The sequence below is a fragment of the Pseudomonas sp. Os17 genome (genome assembly GCF_001547895.1).
Lineage (GTDB): Bacteria > Pseudomonadota > Gammaproteobacteria > Pseudomonadales > Pseudomonadaceae > Aquipseudomonas.
The window spans coordinates 2,610,122-2,632,536 of record NZ_AP014627.1 but is presented as its reverse complement, the minus strand read 5'-3'; the positions used below and the strand labels follow the sequence as shown (position 1 = coordinate 2,632,536).

Here is a 22,415-nt window from a genome sequence, read left to right as displayed (position 1 = left end):
TCCTGAACAGTAGGTGTGCGGTGCAGCGAGCCCGGTTTCCAGCCGGGAGGCCGGACGGGCGCGCCATTTTCAAACCTCGGCTGTTCTGATAACAGACGCAGATACGCGAGAAAAATACGGATCAGAAGCATCTTCCCGCTCTCGCTCGCCCATCCCCGAGCGCCTGCGTGACCCTAGCGCCGGGCCAGCTTGTAACGCACGCAATCCTCGTAGAAGCTTTTGCGCAGGGCCTCGGGCCTGATCCGCGAGGCACTGTCGTAGGTCTGCTCGGTGATCCCCAGGGCCATCATGCGCATCCAGCCCTTGCTGAACTTGTAGGTCTGGATCTTCTGCCGCGCCGCGTACAGCGACACCCCGGACAACTTCAGCTCCTGAGCCCGGGCAGCAGTGCCAGCGCCCCAACTGCAAACATAACGGTCATTGGCCTGCAGCTCTCTGGCCTGGGCCATCCCGGCCCCGCCCAGCAGGGCGCAGGAAGTCAGCGTTATCAACACATGGCGCATTTATCGGTCACCTAACCACCTGAAAATAAAGTGATTTTGCCGATACCTCGGCCAGTGCGGGGCCAGCAGATTGCCTTATCGATCAAGGCAAAGTGCCTGCCACTGCTGGCCAGTCATGCGGTACAGGCGCACCGGTCGTTGATGAAACTCGATCTCGCGGAACGCGCTGAAGCCGGCCTTCTGCGCTACCCGCAGGGAGGCGCCGTGGTCCGGCTCGATGATCACCACGACGGATGCCAAAGGCCACTGGCAAAAGACCCACCGCAGCACACCCCGGGCCGCCTCCACCGCCAGCCCCCGATTCCAGAAGCGCGTGGCCAGGCGATACCCCAGGTTGAGCTCTTGCACCTCGCCCACCTGTTCCGGACTGACGCCGCAGAACCCTGCCAACTCGCCACTGGACTTCTCCACCAGGGCCCAGGGGCCCGTGCCCCGTTCGGCATAGCACTCCAGACACCAGTCGATGAACTGGCCGGTGGCCTGCTCGTCGCAGACCCCGCGCAGGGAGTACTGCATCACCAGGGGATCACTGAGAATCGCGGTCAGTGCGGGTAAATCGTCCCGGGTCAGAGGACGCCCGATCAGGCGCGGGGTTTCGAATAAAGGCATCCTGTGCTCCCTGGATTGTGCTTGGCCGGCTCAGTATTCCAGAAGGGAATGCACGGATAAAAATCGCGCATTTTATTTATCGCCCGGGATCTCTTAGCGTGTCCGTTCCCCCATTGGAGATCCCGCCGTGACCGACGCCCGTCCACGCCTGTACGTCGATGCCCAGTTCACCAGCCCCTATGCCCTGTCAGTGTTCGTGGCGTTGCGGGAAAAAGGCATCGACTTCGAACTCATCCCCCTTGACCTCGATGCCGGTGAGAATCGCGCCCCGGACTATGCCCGGCTGTCCCAGACCCAGCGGGTGCCGACCCTGGTGCATGACGGCTTTGCCCTGTCCGAATCCTCGGCCATCACCGAATACCTGGAGGAGCTGTTCCCCGAAATACCCGTCTATCCCCAAGATCGACAACAGCGAGCCAAGGCCCGCCAGGTCCAGGCCTGGCTGCGTAGCGATTTGCTGCCGATCCGCCAGGAGCGCTCGACCCTGGTGGTGTTCTATGGCTGCAAGGGCGAACCTCTGTCGCCACCCGCCCAAGCGGCGGTGGCCAAGCTGATCGATACGGCGCAAGCGCTGTTGGCGCAGGGTCGTGACTGTCTGTTCGGCCAGTGGTCGATTGCCGATGTCGACCTGGCGCTGATGCTCAACCGGCTGATTCTCAACGGTGACCCGATGCCGGCGCGCCTGGTGGACTATGCCCGCCGCCAATGGCAGCACCCGGCGGTGCAGGAATGGCTGCAACTGCCACGCCCGGCGCTGTAGCCGCCAGCGGCTGAAGGTGTCGGCAACGCGGTAGACGGCAAACACCCTCCCGGCCAGCCGGGAGGGTGCATGGAACGATGCGACAGGCGCCTCAGGAGGCCAGCAACGGCCGCTGGTCATAGTTCTTGGCATAGGCGTTCTCTACGCCGGGAAGAATTTCCACTATCGAGAAGTAGCGATCCCAGAACGGCGTTTCCCGCAGTTCTTCCACCAACAGCTCATAGGCGTGATGGCTGCTGGCCTGCCACCACCAGAGATCGGTGACCCGGGCCGAATAGAACTCGATATCGAAAAAGCGCATGGACACCTCTGCCGAGTGCTTCTGCAGAATCGGCTCCATCTGGGTACGCATCAGATGAAAGCGCTCCTCGACGGAGAATCCCAGCCACTCCGGGGTGGTCTTGACCAGCATGAATACGCTGAGCACGGCGACAGACATAGTGTTGACTCCTGACGAACAAAGGGTTGAGAGATAGGATTTGCCCCAGCAGAATACGAGTCATCACTCACCTTTCAAACTCGCATTGGCGCCATGTCAAAACACCCTGTCGCTCCCCCCTTGAACCCGCGTAAAGCCCCGAGTCAGCGTCGTTCGGCGCACACCGTCGAGGCCATTCTGGAAGCCGCTGCTCGCATTCTGGAAACCCAGGGGCTCACTGCCTGCTCCACCAATGCCGTGGCGCAACGGGCCGGGGTCAGCATCGGCTCGCTGTATCAGTACTTTCCCAATCGTGATGCCCTGACCGTGGCTCTGATCGAGCGCGAGACCGCGCAACTGCTGCGCGACATCCAGGCGGCCAGCGATCTCAGCGGCGCCCTGGAGCGCATCCGCGCCATGGTCCAGGCCGCGGTGGCCCACCAGTTGCGCCGGCCGGAACTGGCCCGGGTCATCGATTTCGAGGAACGGCGGCTGCCGTTGCAGGAGCGCCATCAGCGAGTGGCCCAGGTCATTCATCAAGCCCTGGTCGAGGCCTTGCAACTGGCCGATGCGCCATGGGTGCTCGATGACGTGACCACGGTGGCCCATGACCTGTTCGCCCTGACCCACGGCATGATTGACGCCGCGGGTGAGCGAGGTGAAACCGATGCCCTGAACCTGGAGCACCGGGTCATGCGCGCCATCCGCGGCTACCTGGCGCTGAGCGGGGAATGATCCGCCGGTGCGGCGCAGGCCTCTTCGGCCGACCTGGACCGACCAACAGATGCCGGGCAAAGCCGGTGCCGGCCAGGGACAGGCATGCCAGGAACGCAGGCAATCCCGGTCGATCGCAGCCTCGCCAGCGGCAACGGACAACGCCAGAAAAGTACCCGTGCGCCGATCCGGCTGGTATGGTGCGCCCCTTGGAAATACACCGCCCGACCCTGAGGAACCTGACCTTGAGCAGTGAAGCAAAAATGACCGGTGACCTGTTCGAAGTCGACAAGCGCCTGGCCCTCAAGCCCATCGTCGACTTCAACAGCTACCTGCGCGCCGCCTTCGCCGACGGCCCCTGCACCTGTGGCCGCTGCGTCGCCAGCCAGGGTGACGAAACAGGCTACGAGCACCCGCACAGCTTCAACTTTGCCGGCAAGGTAGCCAACCGCCGCTTCGCCACCACCGCCGGCAGCGACGTGCTGCTGGCCCTGAAGAAGGCCTGGCTGTCCTTCACCAAGGCCGAACTGCCCAGCAGCGGCGACCTCGACCTGACGACCGTGAAAGAGTTCGTCGAACCCGAGCTGCACAAACGGCTGCTCCCCTTGTTCGTCGCCAGTGGCCTGGTTCAAGACGTGGATGGCCAGTTGCAGATTCAGGCGCAAGTGGCGGCTTGATACGGACCAGTACTGTGCCGGGCCGCTCCACGGTGCAAAGCGGCGTAAGATGATGCACCAATAGGACTGCCCAGCGTCATCAGGAGCGAGGAATGGATTCCAACCTGCCAATCGCCGATCAAGAGGCCCTGGTTCCCCACTATCAGGGCTGTCTGTACTTCCTGCCCCTGACCACCGTCTTCGACCTGCTCCACATGTCGACCTTGCAACGGAATCTGTATGAACAGGCGCATCGGCCTGGCTGGCTGACCTGGAAAACCTTCAGTAAATGGTTTACTGGCTGTCAGCTCATAAGGGACATGCGCCCAACCCAGAAGCTCAAACTGGAAAAGATGCTGCAAGGCCGTCCCGCGCTGACACAACTGCAGCAAGAGATTCGGCACAAGGATGCGCTATGGCGCCCCTACGCTGAATGGTCGGGTTTGATGGGAAGCCCGCTCTTCAACAGCAAACAATGTGTGGACTATTGGAAAGACAAACTCGAGACAGAGTGGCACCTGGCGTGCAAGCTGCTGCCTTGCGCCTCAAGCGGCGCGGCAAAACTGGCACTGCTGGCCGACTCCACCTTGGCCGAAGACCTGGGCACGCCGAGTTCAAGGGCGCGGATCAAGGCATTGCTGGCAAGCAAACTCGACGATCAGGCGCTGACCAGTCATGCCGACTTTATGCATACGAGACTGGCGGATTGCGTCGCCACATTGCTGCGTTTTGCAGCCTGGCTGACCGCCGATGCCGTGGTGTTGAACGGGGATCTGATGCAGTTGAGCAGCATGGAGGATTCCCAGCCACTGGTACGCTGGCTGCCAAGACTGACGTCTACCCCATCGGAGTGGAGCAACCCCCTCGACGACTGTATTAAACATTTCGGCCGGCTAGCGGGATGTTCTGACACAGCAGCCCTTGGCGAACTCTGGGCACAGCATGAGTACCATCAGGGCAAAGTCCGGGACATCACCTCCAAACAGCGCCTGCTGCGTGATTGGATCAACGGCGGCAAAGGCCGGCCTAACCTCACCAGCGTGCGCTCACTCGCCGAGGCAGTCGCGATAAGGGCTGCCGCCTTGCAAGGCATAGCCGATTACCAGGGAGGGAGTGAAATCGATGCCCTGCGGCAAATGCTGCACTTCGCCGAGACAACACGTTTTCTGCAGAAAGAGATGCTACGGCTGGGGCTGCCTGCGCAACTGATCGGCGAAGTATTCTCCACCTATCCGCAGGAGTACCGCAAAGCGCTCATGGTTCTGGGTCATCCCCTGCCCTGAAGGAAAGGGCCGGCATAACTCCGGCCCCAAAGCCTTGGTCATTGAGGTTTCGACGGTGACTGGTTGGGATTCAGTTGCTTGCCACGATTGCCCTGGCCTTTGTCATAGATGGGGTTGGTACCTGGGGTGCCCTTGTTGGAGTTCTGGATATCCCCTCGGGCATCCCGGGGGCGTTTCCCACTGCCCGTAACCGCACTGCCTTCCCCCCGTGAACTCCGGTAGGCAGGGTTGTTAGGGTTCAGTTGATTGGCCCGGTTGTCGCGGTTTTGCTGATTCATGATGTATGTCCTTGAGTGAGTTGCCTGGCTGATCTTGAAGATCGAGCACAGGATCAACCCCAAGCCTGAAAACACCGAGGAATTGGCGAGGAAGAAAGTCGCCACCGCCATTCGGTCCCAGCCGAGGCTCACAGCCAGCGCCGCACGCGCTGTCGATAGTCCGCAAAATCAGCGCCAAACAACTGCTCGAGCGCCCGTTCTTCGGGAGCGATCTGCAAACGGTTCATGTACAGGACAAAGCCCAGGACGCCCGGCAGCACCAGGGGCGAGGCCAGGTACAGCCCCCAGGCCAGCAACCACAGGGCAAAGCCGACATACATCGGGTTGCGGGTGTAGCGGTAGATGCCCGACGTGACCAACGCTGAGGCCGCTTCGGGTTTCAAGGGGTTGACCGTGGTCCGGGCACGCCGGAACGAGATTCCGCCCGCCAGGACGAACAGCAGCCCCGCCCCGACCACAGGCAGCGCCAACAACAGGCGTGTGCTCCAGGCCAGGTCAAGTCCCGGCAGCCCTAGCGATGCGCCGCCCATCAGCCCGCCGAACGCCAGCGCGACCAGCGGTGGCGGAACCCTGTTTTCCAGTGCCTGCATCATGCTTCTTCCCTCGAAATGCTGCGCAATCGCCAAGCGGCGGATCCCTGGCCTCAGGGGTTGTCCATCGCCCGGCACCTCCTACCCTCGCTCAATGATGCAACAGCAAATGCCTTGCAAACCGGCACTGCCCACTTGAGCATCAGCGCGCAGTTGTACATCCTCCGGGCTTCGACTTGATAGCCCGGCACCAGCTTGAGCCCCCGACCGAACAGGTTGTAGCAGCGCCGGCCCCGACACTCTGGAAACCCTCAGCATGCAAATCCCCCATCAAGGCAGCTGCCTGTGCGGCGCGGTGACTTATCAAGTATCCGGCGCGTTGAAAGCCGTCGCCCACTGCCACTGCCGCAAGTGCCAGAAAGGCCACGCCGCGGCCTTTGCCTCCTACGCCAGCACGCCGCGCGCGAATCTGCACGTCAGCGACTCCGGCGCCGCCCTCAAGGGCTATGAGTCCTCCCCTGGCGTGCTGCGCCAGTTCTGCTGCCACTGTGGCTCATCACTGTTCTGGCAAGATGCCCGAGGCGAATACGCCGAGTGGATTTCAATCGCCATCGCCACCCTGGATACGCCCTTCACAGCGCCCAAGCAGAAGCACCACTGCGTGGCAATGAAGGCCAGCTGGCATGCCATCACCGATCACTACCCGCAACTGCCCTGACCCCGGGCGCAGCCGTGCCCCTGACCTGAAGGATTGCCCAACAGATGAGCCAGCACTGGTGCTACGTATGGCTACTGCCGCTGCTGGAAAGCCCCTATGAGTCGGTAGCGGCCAACCTGCCCGGCGCCCTGGCCGAGCTGGATATCAAGCACCCGCTGCCCCAGGCGGTCGAGCTGCGCCAGTTGCTGCTGACCGCCCTGGAGTCCGACTCGGAATACTGGGCGCAACGTGCCGTGACATGGCTGGAGGCAGGCTTTCCACTGGATCGCGAGCTGTGCGAAACCCTGCTGCATCAGGTTTCTCGAAAACGCTTCAGCCAATCCATCCGACACCGGCTGACGCCCCTGGGCAAGCGCTGGCTGCGTCAGCACCGTCCGACAAACTGAATACCACCGCGCCCGGCGCCGCTAGCGCGCCGCCAGGTCCTTGGGTTTGTAGAACAGGAAATTGCCGATTTCAGTGGTCTTGATGTAGCTCTTGGCCCACTGCGGTGAAACGCTGCGGTCGTGAAAGTACAGGGCGCCGCCGGTGCGGTCCTTGAGCTGCTGATTCAGCGCCTTGCGCGCAATCTCCTTGGCCAGGCTATAACGCCCCTCCTCTTGCACCTGGTCGGGACGGCCATCGCACCACCAGGAGAACTGGCAGGGACTTTTTTCCGAGCCTTGCTTGACCACTTCGCACAGGGTAGACGGAAAACCCTCATGACCCAGGCGGTTCAGGACCACATCGGCCACCGCTTCCATATCGGCAGACTCCCCTCCTTTGGCTTCCCAATACAGGGTCCGCGACAGACAGGTGATGGCATCGTCCACCGGTGCCTGTCCGGCGGGATCCACAGCCTGGACTTCCGTCCTGGTGATGGGGGCCGCCTGGGGCTCGGCCTTGGGACTCTCTTTGTCCGCGACCTTCTGCTCCAGGACCTGAGCCTTGTTCTTGGCGACTTCCTGGACCGCAGGTTGCGGCTCGGCGGCCAGGAGCTGGGCGATGTAGAGCATCAAACCGTAGCAGGTAAGCCTTGCAATGAAGTGCATGATCGACTCTTCCAACAAGTCATGGACCCTGGGTCAACGCCAGCCCTGAGCCTTCAAGCGACAGAGCCGCGCACCGTGGCCGGCGCATGGGCACGTCGGCGACAAGCGACGGGTCATGAGAGGGCCATATCGAGTCGACCATGGCGCCACCAAAACATTCCCTCGAAAAATGCTCACCGGGCCAGGGACGCTGGACCTCGACGCAGCGCCCCGGCTGATCACCTAGAACTTGTAGCCCAACCCCACCATGTACACGAACGGGTCGACATCCACGTTGACCTTGGAGCGCACCCCGAGCTGGCTGTTGTTCACATAGGCATCGGTGTTGATGTCGATGTAGCGCATCTGCGCATTGAGCATCAGCCGGTCGCTGAGCATGTAGTCCATGCCCACTTGTGCCGCCCAGCCCCAGGAATTGCCGGCGCGGAAGTTGTCGAAACCGGCGGCGGAAGCCCGGCTGCCGACCTTTTCATCGTAGATCCAGGTGTAGTTGAGCCCCGCCCCCACATAGGGCTGGAACGCCGATTTGCTGTGCATCGGGTAGTACAGCAGGCTCAGGGTCGGTGGCAGGTGCTTGAGGGAGCCAAGCTTGCCATCGGCGATACCGCCGGCGGTGCCGCTGAGGCTCACGTTGTGTTCAAAGGGGGTCGCCGCCAGCAGTTCCACCGCCAGATGGTTGGTCAGCATGTAGGCGAAGTTCAGGCCCAATTGGGTATCGCTGCCCAGGCTGGCCTTGCCGCCCAGGCTGGTGCCGGCCAGGGCGCCGCGATCGACCTTGACACTGGAGCTGCTCTCGCGCGGGTCCACCGTCACCGCGCCGGCACGGACAATAATGTCGCCGGCCTCGAAGGCCTGGGCCGTGGAAACGGCCAGGGCAGACAACAGCAGGCTGGTACTCAGAAGGGTCAATTTACGCATGCATCACTCCACTACTCGAACAACGGCCAACCCGCCAGTCGTGATCACGGCGGGCTGTGCCAGGGAGGCTCGAGTATCGAGAAGCGGGTACGCGCGCACATCTGCCGAATGACATAGGCCGTGGCCAATCAGCCCGGGGATGCATTGCGAGGTGTTTCGTGGCGCCAGGCCAGGAGCAGGCGCCACAGGGCAAGCGAGCCTGTTTTGGCTCAGTCGAGCAACCCGGCGTTCTTCAGCAACTCGCCCAGCCCCTGGGGAACCAGCGGCGAGCCTTCGCTAAAGCTGCGGCTGTCATGCCAGCGGGCAACGAACGGGGCGCCGTCGCTTTCCCGGGCATCGAGATGGGCGCGCTGGTAAACCCTCGGATCGTCGAAGCGGGCGTCGTAGACCTGGACGATTTCATGGCCGGGTTTGCCGGCGAACGTGAACAGGCTTTCCAGGGTGCCGATCAGGCGCAGGTTGCTGATCGACTGTCCCAATTCCTCCTGCACCTCGCGGACAATCGCCCGGGCACTGTGCTCGCCGAAATCGATACCGCCGCCCAGCGGCCGGAACAGCGTCTGTTGCGTGTCGGCATCAACGAACTGATTGACCAGGATCTTGCCCTGGTGGTGGAAGACACACAGCGCGAGCGCGCGAATACGGGGTTCAGACACGGGATAAAGTCCATTTGCCGGTACGAGGCGCGGCATTAGAACACAGCGCAGCGAGCATCAACCAAGGTAAAAATACTTCACCGCCAACGCCGGCACCTCCTCCATCGCCGACCACAGCTGCTCGTCCAGCTCGCCGCTGATCAACTCATGCTGCTCGTCGCTCAGCAGCTCGGGAAGGTCCCACAACCGCTGCAGTGGCGGGTGATGTTCAAGAGGTCCGAGCAACTGCCGCTGGCGGCTGACCAGCCTGCGGGTGTTGCGCGCACCGATGGCCGCCAGGGTGTCCAGCGCCAGCTCACAGGTCTGCTCGCCCCAATTGCAGAAGAACTGCAGGAAGCCGCCGTTGTAACCGTCCGCCTCCAGGCGCCAGAGCGCGACGATGGCTTGATCGTCCGCCGACAACCGGTCGAGCTGCCACTCCACGGCCTGCAAGCGCGCCATGGACTCATTGCACAGGTGCTCCCAAATCCAATCGATGGCCTCGACGCTGACACCCGACTCTGCCAACTGCGGCCAGGACACCCGACGCCCTCGGTGCTCGATCTGAAAGTCCACCCGCTGCTCGGGCGTGGCCTCTTGCAGGAATCGGTAGCGACTCAACGGCTGCCGCAGGTGCAGGCCATCGGCCCAGCCGAGGCAGAGCATTTCGGCGTCGAAGCTGACATGGGTGATGGGGCTGAGGTTCATCGAGCAGATCCTTGCATAAAGAGGGTCAATGGCGCTGGGCCGGCGGATTACTCGCCAGCGGCCACGGGGCGCCGCGGGCCCATGCCGTTGAGCAGCGAGAACAGCACCCCGGCCAGCAGCCCGAGCAGCAGGAACGGAAAGATCCCCCGGTTGAACAAGGGGACCCAGTAGTCCAGCCCCGAGGCCCCCTTCAGTGATCCGGCGAACAATCCCGGGGCCCCGGACAGCAGCCAGATCAACAGGCCACTGAGCCCGCCACCGATTACATGGCGCCAGCCGGTGGCAAGGAAACGGTCCACCAGCCACAGCATCGGCCAGCTGACCAGCATCGAGAGCCACGCGCCGATCAGCGCCCCGAGCGAGAAAACCGCCAGGCTTTGCTCCCCCTTCGGATAGAGCGTCACCGCCACCCCGCCCAGGGTCAGCGCCCCTGACAGCGGCACGGCCAGAACCCGCCACCCTTGCCGCGCCCGCCCATGAAGCGGCACAGACAGTTGCTCGATACCGCGGATCAGCAGGCTGTACAGACCGCCCAGGAGCAACCCGCCGGCCAGCGGCAACAGCAACAACTGCGTCCACGAGGTGCGCACCAGCAAGGTAGCGACCAGACTCAGGATCAGGCCAAGCCACAGGTAGCGCGTCCTGGCTTGCGGCCAGCGCCGGTCCATCCACAGCAACAGGGGAATGCCCAGGACCATGGCAATCACGCTGCCAAACAGAAACCCGGAAAACAGCTGCGTACCATTCCAGCCCTTGATCAGGCCCTTGGTCACGGCATAGACCAGACCGGCGCATGCCGGCAGTGCAAACAATCGGAGTTCGGCATTAGGCCGCATTGGGTTCCACCTGGGTTGGCAGCGGGTGCCGGATTGAATAATGGAGCGTTTCTACACAACTGCGGCGGACTAATCCACTGCTGGAAAAAACCTGCGCCACCTTGAGCGGGGTAATGGCTTCTTGCGCACTATCGGGTTATACAACGGGTCGAAAATTCATCCGCCCCCTCAACGTAAAGCCCCCAGCGATGCTTTCAGCCCAACAAGCCTGTGCCCTGGTGCTCGCCATGCATGACGGCATGATCAACGATGGAAAGCCCGAGCGTTTTGTCATTCAGTCCTGCGAGCTCTGCCCCCAGGGGGCTTACTGGGTGATCCGCTGCCGCGCTCCTGCTAGCGCTCCGGCGCAGGTTGCGATGAGCAGGCGTTGACCAACGCGATCATGTCATCGCGAACGACGCCGATGCTTGAACTGCATTTGAAAGAGTAAACAGGCCCATGAAAATCTACCTCGACGACGAACGCCAGACCCCGCCCGGCTGGATTCGCACCTACTGGCCGGACGAAGTCATCGCGCTGCTCAAAGACGGCGGCGTCGAACAGATCAGCCTCGACCACGACCTCGGAGATGACGCGCGCGGCACCGGTTACGACGTGATCCTGTGGATCGAAGAAGCGGTGGCGCTGCAGGGGTTCTGTCCGCCGCAGATTCATATCCACTCGGCCAATGCCTCCGCCGTGGAAAAGATGCGCGCGGGGGTGCAAGCGATCAATCGGCTGGCCCGCGACAACGGATGCCGCCAACCCACCGACAACAGAGGCCACTGAGCCCATGAGCGGCAACCTGTACGGATACATCCACTGCCTTGACCCTTCGCCGGCCGCCGAAGCGCACAATCGCGCGGTTCTGCACAGCCTGCCAGTGACCGGGGCGCAGATCACCAGGGCGCTTTTCAGCCTCCTGCCCCACAGCCGGGGGCATTGCTACTACGGGCATATGCTGCACTTCGCCTGCGCCCCCAAAGGCAGTTATGACTTCGAGGATTCGTGGCTGGCCGAATACGAAGCCCTGCTGGAGCGCTTGTTCTGGGACAGCTCGGAAGTGGTGCATACCTATTGCGGCGAACGTCGGACCTGGGACTCCAGTAAAACCCAAGGGCTCGCACCACCAACAGGCTTGCAGATCAGCCAGCGGAAGGTCTTTCCCTCCTACCACCACCTGGAGCCCGTCGAGGACAGCGATGTAGCGACGCCGGGCCACCGCTGAAGGTGCCAGCACCGGCTTGATTGTCACGCCACGCAGTTACACAACATGCGCGGCGAGCGGCGCCGGGCTGGACCAATCGGCCCTCAACAAGCCGTACTGCACCAGATCATGATGAGCTCCCAGCCAATACCCCGCCTGGCGGGAAAGCCCTTCGCGAACAAACACCATCCGCTCCAGCAACCTAAGGCTCGCCAGGTTCTGCGGGTGCACCTGGGCCTCGATCCGATTCAACGCCATGCGGGCAAAGCCCCAGTCGAGGATGGCCTCCAGCGCCTCGGTCATCACCCCCTGCCCTTGCGCTGCACGCGCCAGCTCGAAACCGATGGCGCAGCTGCGCCACTGGCGGTTCCATTTGAACAGGCCACAGGTGCCCAGCAGGCCGGGATCGGACTGGCGCTCGATGCCCCAGCGAACGCCCGGGTTGGGCAAGCTCCGCCAACCGGCGAACAGTGCCAGCAATTGCTCGGCCTGCCGGTCATCCGTGATGGGGTCGGTGCCGAACCACTGCATGGCCTCGGCATCGCTGTGAATCGCGAACAACGCCGGGACATCGGCCGGGCACAGTTCCCTGAGGATCAGGCGTGGGGTACGGATAACCGGAAAGTCGCTCATATCGACACCCGCCCTAGCCTGCCAAGCGCTTGCCCAGGATGAGCGCATACTCGCCCTTGATCGGCTCAAAGCCGTACTTGTGCTCCAGGCGCTTGACGATGAAGTGCCCGCGGGCCATGTCCTGATAGAAGTCGGTGAACAGCGCATTGATGGTGGCGCCGGTAAAGGCGCCGATCACCGGCACTGCCTGGGCCGCGAACTTGCTGGAAATGGTCACGCCGTAACGGCTGGCGACCTTCTCGATCAACAGCGCCAGCCACTTGCCCACCTGCCCCGGAGACAGCCTGCCGGCCGCCCCGGCGCCTTGCCGGGCGGCAATGGCCGCCAGCTCCTTGGACAATTGCTGCATGGCCTGGGTGGTGAAGCTGCGGGTGATGTAATAGCCGGTCTCGGTGGCGTCGTCGGCCTGGCTGTTGCCGCCCATGGCGAACACTTCGATGCACGCCTGCTTGGTGGCGAAGTCCTCCAGGTCGAAGCCTTCGCTGCGGGCCACATCGGCCACCGAGCGCATCATGATGGTGGTGGAAATGGGCAGCTCGACGAACAGCGCGACAAACCCGAAAGCGCCGCCCACCGCGCCGGAAGTGGCGGCATAGACTTTGTGCAAGAGCGTCGAGGCCTGTTTTTTCGGGGTGTTCTCCAGGCTCCACAGCGCGGCATCGGCCGAGGTATGCAGCGCAGCCACCACCGCGCCGTTGATCTTTGCGGACACCCAATTGGGCAAGGCCTTGACCGCGCTTTCAATCGGCGAGCCGAGCAGGCCGGACAGGCGCGCGGTCAATGAAGGGGATTCCAGCAGGCTGACCGCCCGCTTCAGGTCCTGATAATCCTCGGGACTGTCTTTGATGCTCACCGGCTTCTCCATGGGCTGCGACCTACTGCGCCCGGGAAGCATAAACCGCTTGCCGCTCAGATCACGACAAGATTCATCCTGCCGAGGCGCCCCCACGCAGCTGACGCTTCATGGGGGCGCCGAGGTGGAGCCGATCAATCCTGCAACCAGACCCGCACCTGAGGCTGCGCGCCTTCGATGAACACCAGGCTGGCCACCTGCCCCGCCTCGATCAGGTCCTGACGGGCCCATTGCAGGGACTCCAGCAGCGGCGCGTGCTGCACCAGCTCAACGCGCGCCACTGCGGCCTTCATCGACTGCCGGGCATCGGACTTGGCCTTGCGAATGGCCGCCAGCGCGGCACTGACCGCCTCCAGCAACGGCTCGACATAGTCCTCGGCCACCTGCGCCTCGGGCCACGGGGCCCGGTGCACCGAACCCGGCTGCCAGCAACGCCAGACCTCCTCACAGACAAAGGGCAGAAACGGCGCGAACAAACGTTGCAGGACACTCAAGGCCGCCGCCAGGGCGTTGCGCGCCGAGTGGCCCTCGGGGCGATAGGCGCGGCGTTTGACCAGCTCGACATAGTCATCGCAGAACCACCAGAAGAAGCCCTCGATGCCAATCAGCGCGCTGCTGTAGTCGTAGCCCTCCAGCGCCGCCTCGGCGGCGGCGGTGACCGCTCCCAGGCGTTGCAGCATGGCCTGGTCCAGCCGCTGCTCGACCGGTCCCTGCGGGTCGCCCGGCACGCCGAATACCAGCTTCGACAGGTTGAACAACTTCAGCGCCAGGCGCCGGCCGATCTTCATCTGCTGCTCTTCGAAGGCGGTGTCGCTGCCCGGGCGCCCGAGGGCCGCCCAATAGCGCACGGCATCGCTGCCGTATTGCTCCAGCAAGCCCTGGGGCGTGACCACATTGCCACGGGACTTGGACATCTTCTTGCGGTCCGGATCGAGGATCCAGCCCGACAGCGCCACATGCTTCCAGGGCACCGCGGCCGCCTCGAAGTGGCTGCGCACCAGGGTCGAGAACAGCCAGGTGCGGATGATGTCGTGGCCCTGGGGGCGCAGGTCCATGGGGTAGACCCGGGCAAACAGGTCGTGGTCCTCCTCCCAGCCGGCGGCGATCTGCGGGGTCAGGGAGCTGGTGGCCCAGGTGTCCATGATGTCCCGCTCGCCGATAAAGCCATGGGGCTGGCCGCGTTGCTCGGGGCGGTAGCCCGCTGGCGTGTCCAGGGTCGGGTCCACCGGCAGCGAGGCTTCATCTGCCAGGATCGGCCTGTCGTAGTCCGCTTCGCCCTGGGCATCCAGGGGATACCAGAACGGAAGCGGCACGCCGAACACCCGCTGGCGGCTGATCAGCCAGTCGCCATTGAGGCCGCCGACCCAATGCTCGTAGCGGCTGCGCATGAACGGCGGATGCCACTCCAGGGCCTGGCCGCGACCGAGCAACTGCTGGCGCAGTTCAGCGCTGCGCCCACCGTTGCGCAGGTACCACTGGCGCGTGGCGACGATCTCCAGGGGCTGGTCGCCCTTCTCGAAAAACTTCACCCCGTGACGGATCGGCCGTGGCTCGCCCAGCAAGGCGCCGCATTCGCGCAACAACGCCAGCAACGTCTTGCGCGCCTGGGGCAGGCTGCGCCCGGCCAGCGCTTGATAGGCCTGGCGCGCGGCCGGAGTGGCCAGCCAGTCGGGAACCTGGGCCAGCAGCCGACCGTCCGCGCCGATGATCGAGCGGGTCGGCAGTTGCAGTTCGCGCCACCAGAGCACATCGGTCAGGTCGCCAAAGGTACAGACCATCGCCAGCCCGCTGCCCTTCTGCGGGTCGGCCAGGGCGTGGGCCAGCAACGGCACCTCGACCTCGAACAGCGGCGAGCGCAGGTGCTGGCCGAAGCGCCCCTGGTAACGCGGATCGTCCGGATGCGCCACCAGCGCCACACAGGCCGCGAGCAATTCGGGACGGGTGGTGGCAATGCTCAGGTCCGGTCCCTCGATGCCTTCAAAGCGCAGGTCGTGATAGGCCCCGGCCACCTCCCGCTCCTCCAGCTCGGCCTGGGCCACGGCGGTCTGGAAGGTCAGGTCCCACAGGCAGGGCGCCTGCTGGCTGTAGAGCTCGCCGCGCCGGTAGTTGCGCAGCAAGGCGCGCTGGCTGACCCGTTGCGCACGCTCATCGATGGTGGCGTAGGTCAGGCCCCAGTCCACCGACAGGCCCAGTTGTATGAACAAGCGGCGAAAGGCCTGCTCGTCGACGGCGGTCAACTGGTGGCACAGCTCGACAAAGTTGCGCCGGCTGACCGGCGCATAGTCGGCGCGGCGCTCGGCGACCCGGGCCGGTGGCTGCAACTGCGGCTGGTAAGGCGCCAGGGGCTCGCAGCGCACGCCGTAGTAGTTCTCGACCCGGCGTTCGGTGGGCAAACCGTTGTCGTCCCAGCCCATGGGATAGAACACGGCCTTGCCGCGCATGCGTTGGAAGCGCGCGATGATATCGGTGTGGGTGTAGCTGAACACATGGCCGACGTGCAACGAGCCCGAGGCCGTGGGTGGCGGTGTGTCGATGGAGTAGACCGCGTCCCGGGTGGCACTGCGATCGAAGGCGTAGGTGCCCTCTTCCAGCCAGCGCTGGGACCAGCGTGTTTCGAGGTGTTCAAGCGAGGGTGTGGCGATGGGGCAAAGCGTTGCGGTTACACGTTTAACGGTGACATAGCATCCTCCTGTTATCACCCGGTGGCGCCGCAAAGGTCGGCGCCGAGGGGAAAATTTATAGAGGATTGCGCGGCATTAGTAAATCGCCCGGGCGCGGCTTTTTGCATTGCGCCTCAATCGAACTGCAGTTGCGCAGCCCATGCCGGGTACTGGGTCTGCAGGCGCCGCAGGCATTGTTCCATCAGCCGCGCATCGTCCGGCAAGCGTCGGGAGAGGCTGTGCCAGCCGCTGATGCGCAACTGCAGCGGCATCTCCACCAGCCCGGAAATGGCATCCCAGAAGGCATCCCAGTTGCAGCCATACCACTGGGGCAAGCCCAAGGCATCGCGCAAGGCCAGGTGCAGCTCACGGGCCGTGACCAGGTCGCGTACATCGATTTCCAGCAACTGCGGGCGAGTCATGTTGCGTGCCTCTGCTCAGGTTCATCGGCCGCCAGCATACCCGATGCCGGAGCCCATCCTGGCAGGCGTTGATGCAGCGCAGGCAGCAGCGGCCAATCGCTGGCACACTCCGGGCTTTCGCCGCACAGGAACAACGATCATGGCGATTCCCCAGGACAAGGAACAACTGCTCAAGGCCATCGACAGCCACTTCAATGCCTTGAGCCGGGTGCTGGATCAAGTGCCCCCGGCGCGGGTCGACGAACGCAGCCTGGAAGGCCACGTCAAGGGCACGCAGATCAGCGTCTCCGAGCTGGTGGCCTACCTGCTGGGCTGGAACGAGCGGGTACTGGACTGGCTGGAAAAGGACCTGGCCGGCCTGCCCATGGCCTTTCCGGCTGTCGGCTTCAAGTGGAACCAGCTGGGCCCGCTCGCGCAGAAGTTCTACCGCGACTATGCCGCCATGGCCTACCCGCAAAAGCGCCAACGCCTCGACGCGGCCAAGCAACGAATCGTCAGCCTGATCCGGCAGCGTGACAATGCCGCGCTCTATCAATGCCCCTGGTACGCAAAGTGGACCCTGGGCCGGATGATCCAGCTCAATACCGCCGCGCCCTACGCCAACGCCCGCGGACGCTTGCGCCGCTGGCTCAAGCAGCACAGCGCCCCATGACCGCAGCGGCGCCACCGGGCGCGCTGACTGCGCGCGCCCCTGTGCAACACGGGCTCGACCGTCAGCATCGGCGTCTGCCGCCGGTGCCGTCCCCGGCGGAGCAAAGGCCTGGGCACGTCCCGCGCCGAGGCCCGGCGGCGGCCCATGCCGCCGGCGAATTCATGGCTGCCGCGCCGCCAGTTCCTGGCTGGTGTACTGCTGGGTCTTGCTGTCGTAGACGTAGGTCAGGTTATCGGCCGCGGCCAGCGAGCGGATTTTACCCGGGCCCTGGAAGGTGGTGCCGCTGACCTTGACCTGCACCTGCGGCAACGGCCCCTGGCCGGCAACAAAATTCAACTCGCCGTCGCTGCCGATACAGGGCATTACCGCGCCCTCGTCACAAGCGGCGGAGTTGTCCTCGCCGGTGCGCACCTGCCCCAGATAGGACCAGACCCAGCCATCGTCTTCCGGCTTCTTGTTCGGGTTGAACAGCAACATCGTGTAGCCCTTGGTCACCACGCCGTCGTCGAACGTGGCGGTGGGCACTGCCAGCAACAGCCGGCCATCGGCGGTGCGGTGCTGCACGGCCTGGCGCTTGCTGTCCACTTCCTCGGGTTTTTCCCGGCCGCCGAAGAAACCGATCTTGCGTTCGATGCTGCGGATGGAATAGGCCGGCGTCTGGCCCGGGTGGGTGAGTTCGAAGGTCGCATCCGCCAGCCGGACCTGGACCTCGGGCGCGGCAAAGTCCTCGCCCTGGCGGGCCGCGCTGTCCCGGGTGTGCCAGACAAAGGTGGCGTAGTAGTGCTTGCCGTCCAAGTCCAGCTCCTGGCCGTACCAGAAGGTCGCGGTGACGCCGTCCTGGAGTTCCACTTCCTCATCCTGGTCGGGCACCTCGACGTTCTGCATCACCGCCAGCACCGCACCGGGGGGAATCGGCGCCGGCCCGGCCTGGGCCAGCAACGGCAACGCAAGGGCCAAGCCGGCCACGCCCCAACCCGCCAACGTCTTGCCCAGGCTATCGCCCAGACCTTTCCCGAATCTGCATTTCATCAATCGCACGTCCCTGTAGAGTCCGAAAATACCGCCGGCCAGACCGGCCGCGGATGGCACAACGTGGCGATCATATAGACCCGGTTTCGCCAGCCACAAGTGTCGACCGCCTGAACGGTCAGCCCCTGATCCCGGCCGCAACCCAACAGCCGTCCCCGCGACGCTTGCACAACACATATGATTTTCCGTATATTTGCGCCTCCATATATACGAGCTTCGTTCCATGATCACGCCCCCGGAGGTCTTCAAGAGCCTTGCCGACGAAACCCGCGCCCGCGCTACCCTGCTGATCGCCAACCAGGGTGAACTGTGTGTCTGCGAGTTGATGTGCGCCCTCGACGACAGCCAGCCAAAGATCAGCCGTCATCTCGCCCAATTGCGCAGCAGCGGCCTGCTGCTCGACCGGCGCCAGGGGCAATGGGTCTATTACCGCCTCAACCCGCAGTTGCCGGCCTGGGTCGGGGAAATCCTGCAAGTGACCTTCCGGGCCAACAGCGACTGGCTGCGCGACAACGCCTTGCGCCTGCAGCACATGGAGGGACGCCCGGTCCGCGCCGCCTGCTGCTGATAGCGCAAACCCGTGAGTCTTGAGCCTTTGACATCCGCCCACAGCGCAAGGAATACCCCATGCGAGTCCTGTTCATGTGCACAGCCAATAGTTGCCGCAGCATCCTCTGCGAAGCCCTGTTCAACCACCTGGCACCCCAGGGTTTCCAGGCCCTGAGTTCCGGCAGTTTTCCCAGGGGGCAGGTACTGCCCCGCAGCCTGCATGCCCTGGAGCAGGCCGGTATCGCCACCGACGGCCTGTACAGCAAGGGCAACGACGCCTTCGCCGACAACCCGCCCGACATCGTGATCACCGTCTGCGACAAGGCCGCGGGCGAAGCCTGCCCGGTGTTCTTCGGCCCGGCGCTCAAGGCCCACTGGAACCTGGAAGATCCGTCCGCGATCAGCGCCGACGAAGCCACCGTCGAGGCGGCCTTCCGCGCCACCCTGGCGCACATCGAGCGACGCTGCAAAGCCTTCCTCGACCTGCCCCTGAACCGCCTCGGCCGTGAGCAACTGCAGCACGAGCTGGACCGCATCGGCACTCTGTGAGTCGGAGGACACATGTCAGAACAACTGCCCAACCTTGACCTCTCGCTGCTGGATGGCGAACTCGCCAGGCCCGAGCACAAGCCCCGCATCCTGCTGCTGTATGGCTCGACCCGCGCACGCTCGTTCAGTCGCCTGCTGGTCGAAGAAGCCGCGCGCCTGCTGCAGCACCTGGGTGCCGAGACCCGGCTCTTCAATCCATCCGGACTGCCACTGCCCGACGACGCCTCGGTGGAGCACCCCAAGGTCCAGGAACTGCGGGAGTTGGTGCAATGGTCCGAAGGCCAGGTCTGGTGCTCGCCGGAACGCCATGGCGCGATGTCGGCGGTGTTCAAGGCACAGATCGACTGGATCCCCCTGGAACTCGGCGCCGTGCGCCCGACCCAGGGCAAGACCCTGGCGGTGATGCAGGTGTGCGGCGGCTCACAGTCGTTCAACGTGGTCAACCAGTTGCGGGTACTGGGCCGCTGGATGCGCATGTTCACCATCCCCAATCAATCCTCGGTGGCGAAGGCCTACATGGAGTTCGACGAGGACGGCCGGATGAAACCCTCGGCCTACTACGACCGGGTCGTGGACGTGATGGAGGAGCTGGTGAAATTCACTCTCCTGCTACGCAACCAGCAGGCCTTCCTGGTGGATCGCTACTCCGAGCGCAAGGAAAGTGCCGAGCAACTGATGGCCCGGGTCAACCAGCGCTCGCTCTGAGGGCACGGTCCACGCGCCAGCTCGCGTGTCTCGCAAGCCGCGGGCCAGGTGAAGAATCGGGTCAAGCCAGCAGTTCGCTGATCCAGCGCACCTGGCGGCCCAGGTCCTGCACCTTCGCATCCGGTACGGCCTGCGCTCGGGTAAAGCTCTCCAGGGTGCGCTGTTTCAGGCGCAATAGACGCTGCCACTTGGCCAGGAATGCCGGGCTGCGGGTCTGCATCTGCAACGGGCCGAAGTACAGTTCCCGGGCGCTGTACTGCACCGGCGTGGCGCGTTCGGCGACGATGATCTCGTAGTCGAAGCGGTTCTCGCGCAACACTTCTTCGGCCAGGATCCGGTAGCCATGCTCCATCAGCCATTGACGCAGCGGCTGCTCGCCGCCGTTGGGTTGCAGGATCAGGCGCTCCGCGCCGCTCAAGCGCGCCTGGCCGCGATCCAGGATGTCCCGGATGGTTTCGCCGCCCATGCCGCAGAGGCTGATCGCGGTGATCCCGTCCGCGGCCTCGATCGCCGCCAGACCATCGGCCAGGCGCACGCTGATCTGCTGCTCCCTGCCACTCTCGAGCACCGCGCGCCGGGCCGAACGGAATGGCGTCAACGCCACCTCGCCGGCCACCGCCGCGACGATGGTGCCGCGGCTGATCAACGCCAATGGCAAGTAACCGTGATCCGAGCCGATGTCGGCCAGGCGCGCCCCGTTCGGCACATGCGCCGCCACACGCGCCAGGCGCATGGACAATGTCTGTTGCTTCAACTGCTGCCCCTTTTCACCACCAAGGTCCGGCACTCGGGCCGGATCGGGGGGCGATTCTGGCGGGCAATGCCAGGCATTTCAAATTTATGCGACCAGGGCCGGCGGGCGGGCCCTACTGCGCTTGCGCAAATGGCCCAAGGGTGCAAGCCGCGCCGATCACAATCCCCTGGCACGAATGCGCCGAGGCGTGGCCCAGGGCGTGGGCGACGGCCCGGCCGAACGCTAGGTCGTGGCGCCGTGCCGCATGATCCGTCCGTCATAACCACAGCTGATCCAGCGACCGCGGCCGCTGGGCAGCACATCGGTGGCAAAGTTGTCGTGCGAGCCGATGACCACCGCCTGCCGCGATGGCAGCTGCCAGCGCCTGACCAAGCCATCCTCGCCACAGCTCAGCAGCACCTGCCGCGCCTCGAAGCGCACGCGCCGCACCGCCCCGTCATGGGCGGCAAAGCGCTCCGTGAGCGTCAATGTCTGGCCGGACGCCAGCAGGTGCAGCGCGCCGTCAAGGTCACCCGCGGCCAAGGTGACGCGGCCGTCGGCGTCGATCCAGCTGGCCAGCGTCCGCAGGGGACGGCCCAGATCGATCACTTGCACGCAGTCCCGCTGTTCGGCTTGCCACAGCTTGACCGTTCCGTCTTCCGAGGCGGTGGCGAAAGCGCCGTTGCCCAACGGCGCGATCGCCCAGACCCAAGAGGCGTGGGCCTGATGCTCGTTTGCCGCGCCGGATGCCAGGTTCCACAGCGTCACGCGGCCGTCGGCGGCGCCGCTGACCAGACGGCCACAGGCCAGCCGCGCACAGCACAGCACCGCCGAAGCCGAGGTGCCGATCAGCGTCGAGGTTCCGGTCGCCAACGACCAGCGCCGAATCGTCCGGTCCCGCGAATGCGACACCAGTTCGCCAGGCGCCGTCTCCAGCAAGCCGAGGATGGATTGGCTGTGGCCGTCGAGCCGGCCCTGGTACTCGCCCTCGCGGGTCCACAGGCGGATGCTGGCGTCGCGCCCGGCGCTTGCAAAACCCCGTTCGCCAAGGCTGGCAAGCGCCCAGACGTATCCTTGGTGACCGGGCTGGAAGGGACCGTCGATCGACTCAGGATGCTGCGGCTCGTACATCAGGTCACTGCGCATGAGGTATTTCCGGCCCGAGTCCACTGGGGCCCCCGCGTGCCAGAGCCCGTGATCAAACAGAATCAGGCTGCCCTTGCGGGGTTGCAGGCGCAGCATGGCATCGCGGCCCGACATGGCCGCGGAGCGTCCCTGGAAGAACAGCGTCTCACCGCCACTGAAGGCATCGTCGTTGAGATAGACCATGAAGGTCAGGCGCGACTGAGCGCACTGGCGATGGTGGACACCGTCCTGGTGAGCGCGGAACTGGGTGCCGGGCCGGTAGCGGCAAAAGCGCAGCCGTTCATTGACGCCGACCATGCGCCAGCCCTCTTCGTCCATCACCGCACCAAGTCCCGTCGCCGGGGACAAGCACTGGCGCAGGCGCGTGAACAGCCGCCGGGCCAGGGCCGGATCGTCCGCCACGATGCGGTCGTTGTCGCGGTAGGAGGACGGATAGTCGGACACTGCGCTGGCGAACCCGAGCTTCTCCGTGGCGGCCACCAGGGCATCGCACTCGCTTGCCGAAAGAAACCCGTGCACCAGGACGCACCGCACGGCCTCACCCAGAGGTCGCTCGACCACAACCGAGGACGCCTCGGGGCTCGCCACCAGTATTTCAGCCAGGGAATTCATCGTGATTCTCCAAAGTTGGTCCAGCGACCAATATTTGCAACGCTAGGGTGCGACGCCGTCGATGTCAATGCTAAGCTGGTCGCACGACC

Annotated in this window: 29 protein-coding genes; 12 read left to right on the top strand and 17 right to left on the bottom strand. The window is 64.3% G+C overall.

Annotated elements, in window-relative coordinates; all coding sequences use genetic code 11:
* Positions 1–173 precede the first annotated feature (173 nt).
* Positions 174–503 (bottom strand): hypothetical protein, encoded by a 330-nt coding sequence (locus tag POS17_RS11885; protein ID WP_060838725.1) that lies wholly within the window; start codon positions 501–503, stop codon positions 174–176.
* Between the two features lie 75 nt (positions 504–578).
* A complete protein-coding gene (locus POS17_RS11880; RefSeq protein ID WP_060838724.1) occupies positions 579–1,112 on the bottom strand; it encodes a GNAT family N-acetyltransferase in 534 nt (177 codons plus the stop codon).
* Between the two features lie 127 nt (positions 1,113–1,239).
* On the opposite strand from POS17_RS11880, the gene yfcF reads away from it, so the two are divergent.
* Positions 1,240–1,872, top strand: a complete 633-nt coding sequence (yfcF, locus tag POS17_RS11875; protein WP_060838723.1) for a glutathione transferase — start codon at positions 1,240–1,242, stop codon at positions 1,870–1,872.
* Between the two features lie 91 nt (positions 1,873–1,963).
* Here the strand turns inward: yfcF and POS17_RS11870 are convergent, their stop codons facing one another.
* Complete coding sequence (locus POS17_RS11870; protein WP_060838722.1) at positions 1,964–2,311, bottom strand: darcynin family protein; 348 nt, start codon at positions 2,309–2,311, stop codon at positions 1,964–1,966.
* 93 nt (positions 2,312–2,404) lie between these two features.
* Here POS17_RS11870 and POS17_RS11865 point away from each other — a divergent pair, with 93 nt between their 5' ends.
* The 3 genes from POS17_RS11865 (at position 2,405) to POS17_RS11855 (ending at position 4,943) form a co-directional block, all read left to right on the top strand.
* A complete protein-coding gene (locus POS17_RS11865; protein ID WP_060838721.1) occupies positions 2,405–3,025 on the top strand; it encodes a TetR/AcrR family transcriptional regulator in 621 nt (206 codons plus the stop codon).
* Positions 3,026–3,267: 242 nt separating this feature from the next.
* Positions 3,268–3,681: a hypothetical protein gene (locus POS17_RS11860; RefSeq protein ID WP_442963167.1), complete on the top strand. Its 414-nt coding sequence runs from the start codon at positions 3,268–3,270 to the stop codon at positions 3,679–3,681.
* A gap of 92 nt (positions 3,682–3,773) precedes the next feature.
* Positions 3,774–4,943, top strand: a complete 1,170-nt coding sequence (locus POS17_RS11855; RefSeq protein ID WP_060838720.1) for a hypothetical protein — start codon at positions 3,774–3,776, stop codon at positions 4,941–4,943.
* Between the two features lie 38 nt (positions 4,944–4,981).
* On the opposite strand, the gene POS17_RS30915 is transcribed toward POS17_RS11855, so the two are convergent.
* Together POS17_RS30915 and POS17_RS11850 are read right to left on the bottom strand one after the other, a co-directional pair.
* Positions 4,982–5,221 (bottom strand): hypothetical protein, encoded by a 240-nt coding sequence (locus tag POS17_RS30915; RefSeq protein WP_082729854.1) that lies wholly within the window; start codon positions 5,219–5,221, stop codon positions 4,982–4,984.
* Between the two features lie 128 nt (positions 5,222–5,349).
* Positions 5,350–5,811, bottom strand: coding sequence for a methyltransferase family protein (locus POS17_RS11850; protein ID WP_060841918.1), 462 nt, complete (start codon positions 5,809–5,811; stop codon positions 5,350–5,352).
* A gap of 256 nt (positions 5,812–6,067) precedes the next feature.
* Here POS17_RS11850 and POS17_RS11845 point away from each other — a divergent pair, with 256 nt between their 5' ends.
* On the top strand, positions 6,068–6,469 hold the full coding sequence (locus POS17_RS11845; protein ID WP_060838719.1) for a GFA family protein: 402 nt from the start codon (positions 6,068–6,070) through the stop codon (positions 6,467–6,469).
* A 44-nt stretch (positions 6,470–6,513) separates the two neighbouring features.
* Entirely contained in the window at positions 6,514–6,855 is a 342-nt protein-coding gene (locus tag POS17_RS11840; protein WP_060838718.1) for a hypothetical protein, read from the top strand.
* Positions 6,856–6,876: 21 nt separating this feature from the next.
* Here POS17_RS11840 and POS17_RS11835 read toward each other — a convergent pair whose 3' ends face one another.
* The 5 genes from POS17_RS11835 to POS17_RS11815 form a co-directional block, all read right to left on the bottom strand.
* Entirely contained in the window at positions 6,877–7,500 is a 624-nt protein-coding gene (locus POS17_RS11835; RefSeq protein WP_060838717.1) for a cell wall hydrolase, read from the bottom strand.
* A 222-nt stretch (positions 7,501–7,722) separates the two neighbouring features.
* Complete coding sequence (locus POS17_RS11830) at positions 7,723–8,418, bottom strand: OmpW/AlkL family protein (RefSeq protein ID WP_060838716.1); 696 nt, start codon at positions 8,416–8,418, stop codon at positions 7,723–7,725.
* Between the two features lie 209 nt (positions 8,419–8,627).
* Entirely contained in the window at positions 8,628–9,074 is a 447-nt protein-coding gene (locus tag POS17_RS11825; RefSeq protein ID WP_173655892.1) for an NUDIX hydrolase, read from the bottom strand.
* A 57-nt stretch (positions 9,075–9,131) separates the two neighbouring features.
* On the bottom strand, positions 9,132–9,761 hold the full coding sequence (locus tag POS17_RS11820) for a DMP19 family protein (RefSeq protein WP_060838714.1): 630 nt from the start codon (positions 9,759–9,761) through the stop codon (positions 9,132–9,134).
* Between the two features lie 47 nt (positions 9,762–9,808).
* Positions 9,809–10,597 (bottom strand): hypothetical protein, encoded by a 789-nt coding sequence (locus tag POS17_RS11815; RefSeq protein WP_060838713.1) that lies wholly within the window; start codon positions 10,595–10,597, stop codon positions 9,809–9,811.
* Between the two features lie 438 nt (positions 10,598–11,035).
* Here POS17_RS11815 and POS17_RS11810 point away from each other — a divergent pair, with 438 nt between their 5' ends.
* Positions 11,036–11,365 carry a cyclic-phosphate processing receiver domain-containing protein gene (locus tag POS17_RS11810; RefSeq protein WP_060838712.1) on the top strand — a complete coding sequence of 110 codons (330 nt, stop codon included), beginning with the start codon at positions 11,036–11,038 and terminating at the stop codon, positions 11,363–11,365.
* Positions 11,366–11,369: 4 nt separating this feature from the next.
* The gene (locus POS17_RS11805) at positions 11,370–11,804 is read left to right on the top strand and encodes a hypothetical protein (RefSeq protein ID WP_060838711.1); all 435 of its coding nucleotides are present in this window, start codon (positions 11,370–11,372) and stop codon (positions 11,802–11,804) included.
* Positions 11,805–11,840: 36 nt separating this feature from the next.
* Here the strand turns inward: POS17_RS11805 and POS17_RS11800 are convergent, their stop codons facing one another.
* The 4 genes from POS17_RS11800 to POS17_RS11785 all read right to left on the bottom strand — a co-directional run bounded on the left by POS17_RS11800 (position 11,841) and on the right by POS17_RS11785 (position 16,351).
* The gene (locus tag POS17_RS11800) at positions 11,841–12,416 is read right to left on the bottom strand and encodes a GNAT family N-acetyltransferase (protein ID WP_060838710.1); all 576 of its coding nucleotides are present in this window, start codon (positions 12,414–12,416) and stop codon (positions 11,841–11,843) included.
* 13 nt (positions 12,417–12,429) lie between these two features.
* Positions 12,430–13,281, bottom strand: a complete 852-nt coding sequence (locus POS17_RS11795) for an EcsC family protein (protein WP_060838709.1) — start codon at positions 13,279–13,281, stop codon at positions 12,430–12,432.
* A 122-nt stretch (positions 13,282–13,403) separates the two neighbouring features.
* Entirely contained in the window at positions 13,404–15,968 is a 2,565-nt protein-coding gene (valS, locus tag POS17_RS11790) for a valine--tRNA ligase (RefSeq protein WP_173655891.1), read from the bottom strand.
* Between the two features lie 95 nt (positions 15,969–16,063).
* Positions 16,064–16,351: a barstar family protein gene (locus POS17_RS11785; RefSeq protein ID WP_060838708.1), complete on the bottom strand. Its 288-nt coding sequence runs from the start codon at positions 16,349–16,351 to the stop codon at positions 16,064–16,066.
* A gap of 139 nt (positions 16,352–16,490) precedes the next feature.
* Here POS17_RS11785 and POS17_RS11780 point away from each other — a divergent pair, with 139 nt between their 5' ends.
* The gene (locus POS17_RS11780) at positions 16,491–17,003 is read left to right on the top strand and encodes a ClbS/DfsB family four-helix bundle protein (protein WP_060838707.1); all 513 of its coding nucleotides are present in this window, start codon (positions 16,491–16,493) and stop codon (positions 17,001–17,003) included.
* Between the two features lie 159 nt (positions 17,004–17,162).
* On the opposite strand, the gene POS17_RS11775 is transcribed toward POS17_RS11780, so the two are convergent.
* Positions 17,163–18,032: a hypothetical protein gene (locus POS17_RS11775; protein ID WP_060838706.1), complete on the bottom strand. Its 870-nt coding sequence runs from the start codon at positions 18,030–18,032 to the stop codon at positions 17,163–17,165.
* A 223-nt stretch (positions 18,033–18,255) separates the two neighbouring features.
* Here POS17_RS11775 and POS17_RS11770 point away from each other — a divergent pair, with 223 nt between their 5' ends.
* From POS17_RS11770 to arsH, 3 genes are read left to right on the top strand one after another with little or no spacing between them, the layout of a single operon-like run.
* A complete protein-coding gene (locus POS17_RS11770) occupies positions 18,256–18,600 on the top strand; it encodes a metalloregulator ArsR/SmtB family transcription factor (protein ID WP_060838705.1) in 345 nt (114 codons plus the stop codon).
* Positions 18,601–18,659: 59 nt separating this feature from the next.
* Positions 18,660–19,130 carry an arsenate reductase ArsC gene (locus POS17_RS11765; protein WP_060838704.1) on the top strand — a complete coding sequence of 157 codons (471 nt, stop codon included), beginning with the start codon at positions 18,660–18,662 and terminating at the stop codon, positions 19,128–19,130.
* Positions 19,131–19,142: 12 nt separating this feature from the next.
* On the top strand, positions 19,143–19,835 hold the full coding sequence (arsH, locus tag POS17_RS11760; RefSeq protein WP_060838703.1) for an arsenical resistance protein ArsH: 693 nt from the start codon (positions 19,143–19,145) through the stop codon (positions 19,833–19,835).
* 61 nt (positions 19,836–19,896) lie between these two features.
* Here arsH and POS17_RS11755 read toward each other — a convergent pair whose 3' ends face one another.
* Together POS17_RS11755 and POS17_RS11750 are read right to left on the bottom strand one after the other, a co-directional pair.
* Entirely contained in the window at positions 19,897–20,589 is a 693-nt protein-coding gene (locus tag POS17_RS11755; RefSeq protein WP_060838702.1) for a tRNA (adenine(22)-N(1))-methyltransferase, read from the bottom strand.
* A 222-nt stretch (positions 20,590–20,811) separates the two neighbouring features.
* A complete protein-coding gene (locus POS17_RS11750) occupies positions 20,812–22,326 on the bottom strand; it encodes a 2OG-Fe(II) oxygenase (protein ID WP_060838701.1) in 1,515 nt (504 codons plus the stop codon).
* Positions 22,327–22,415 lie beyond the last annotated feature (89 nt).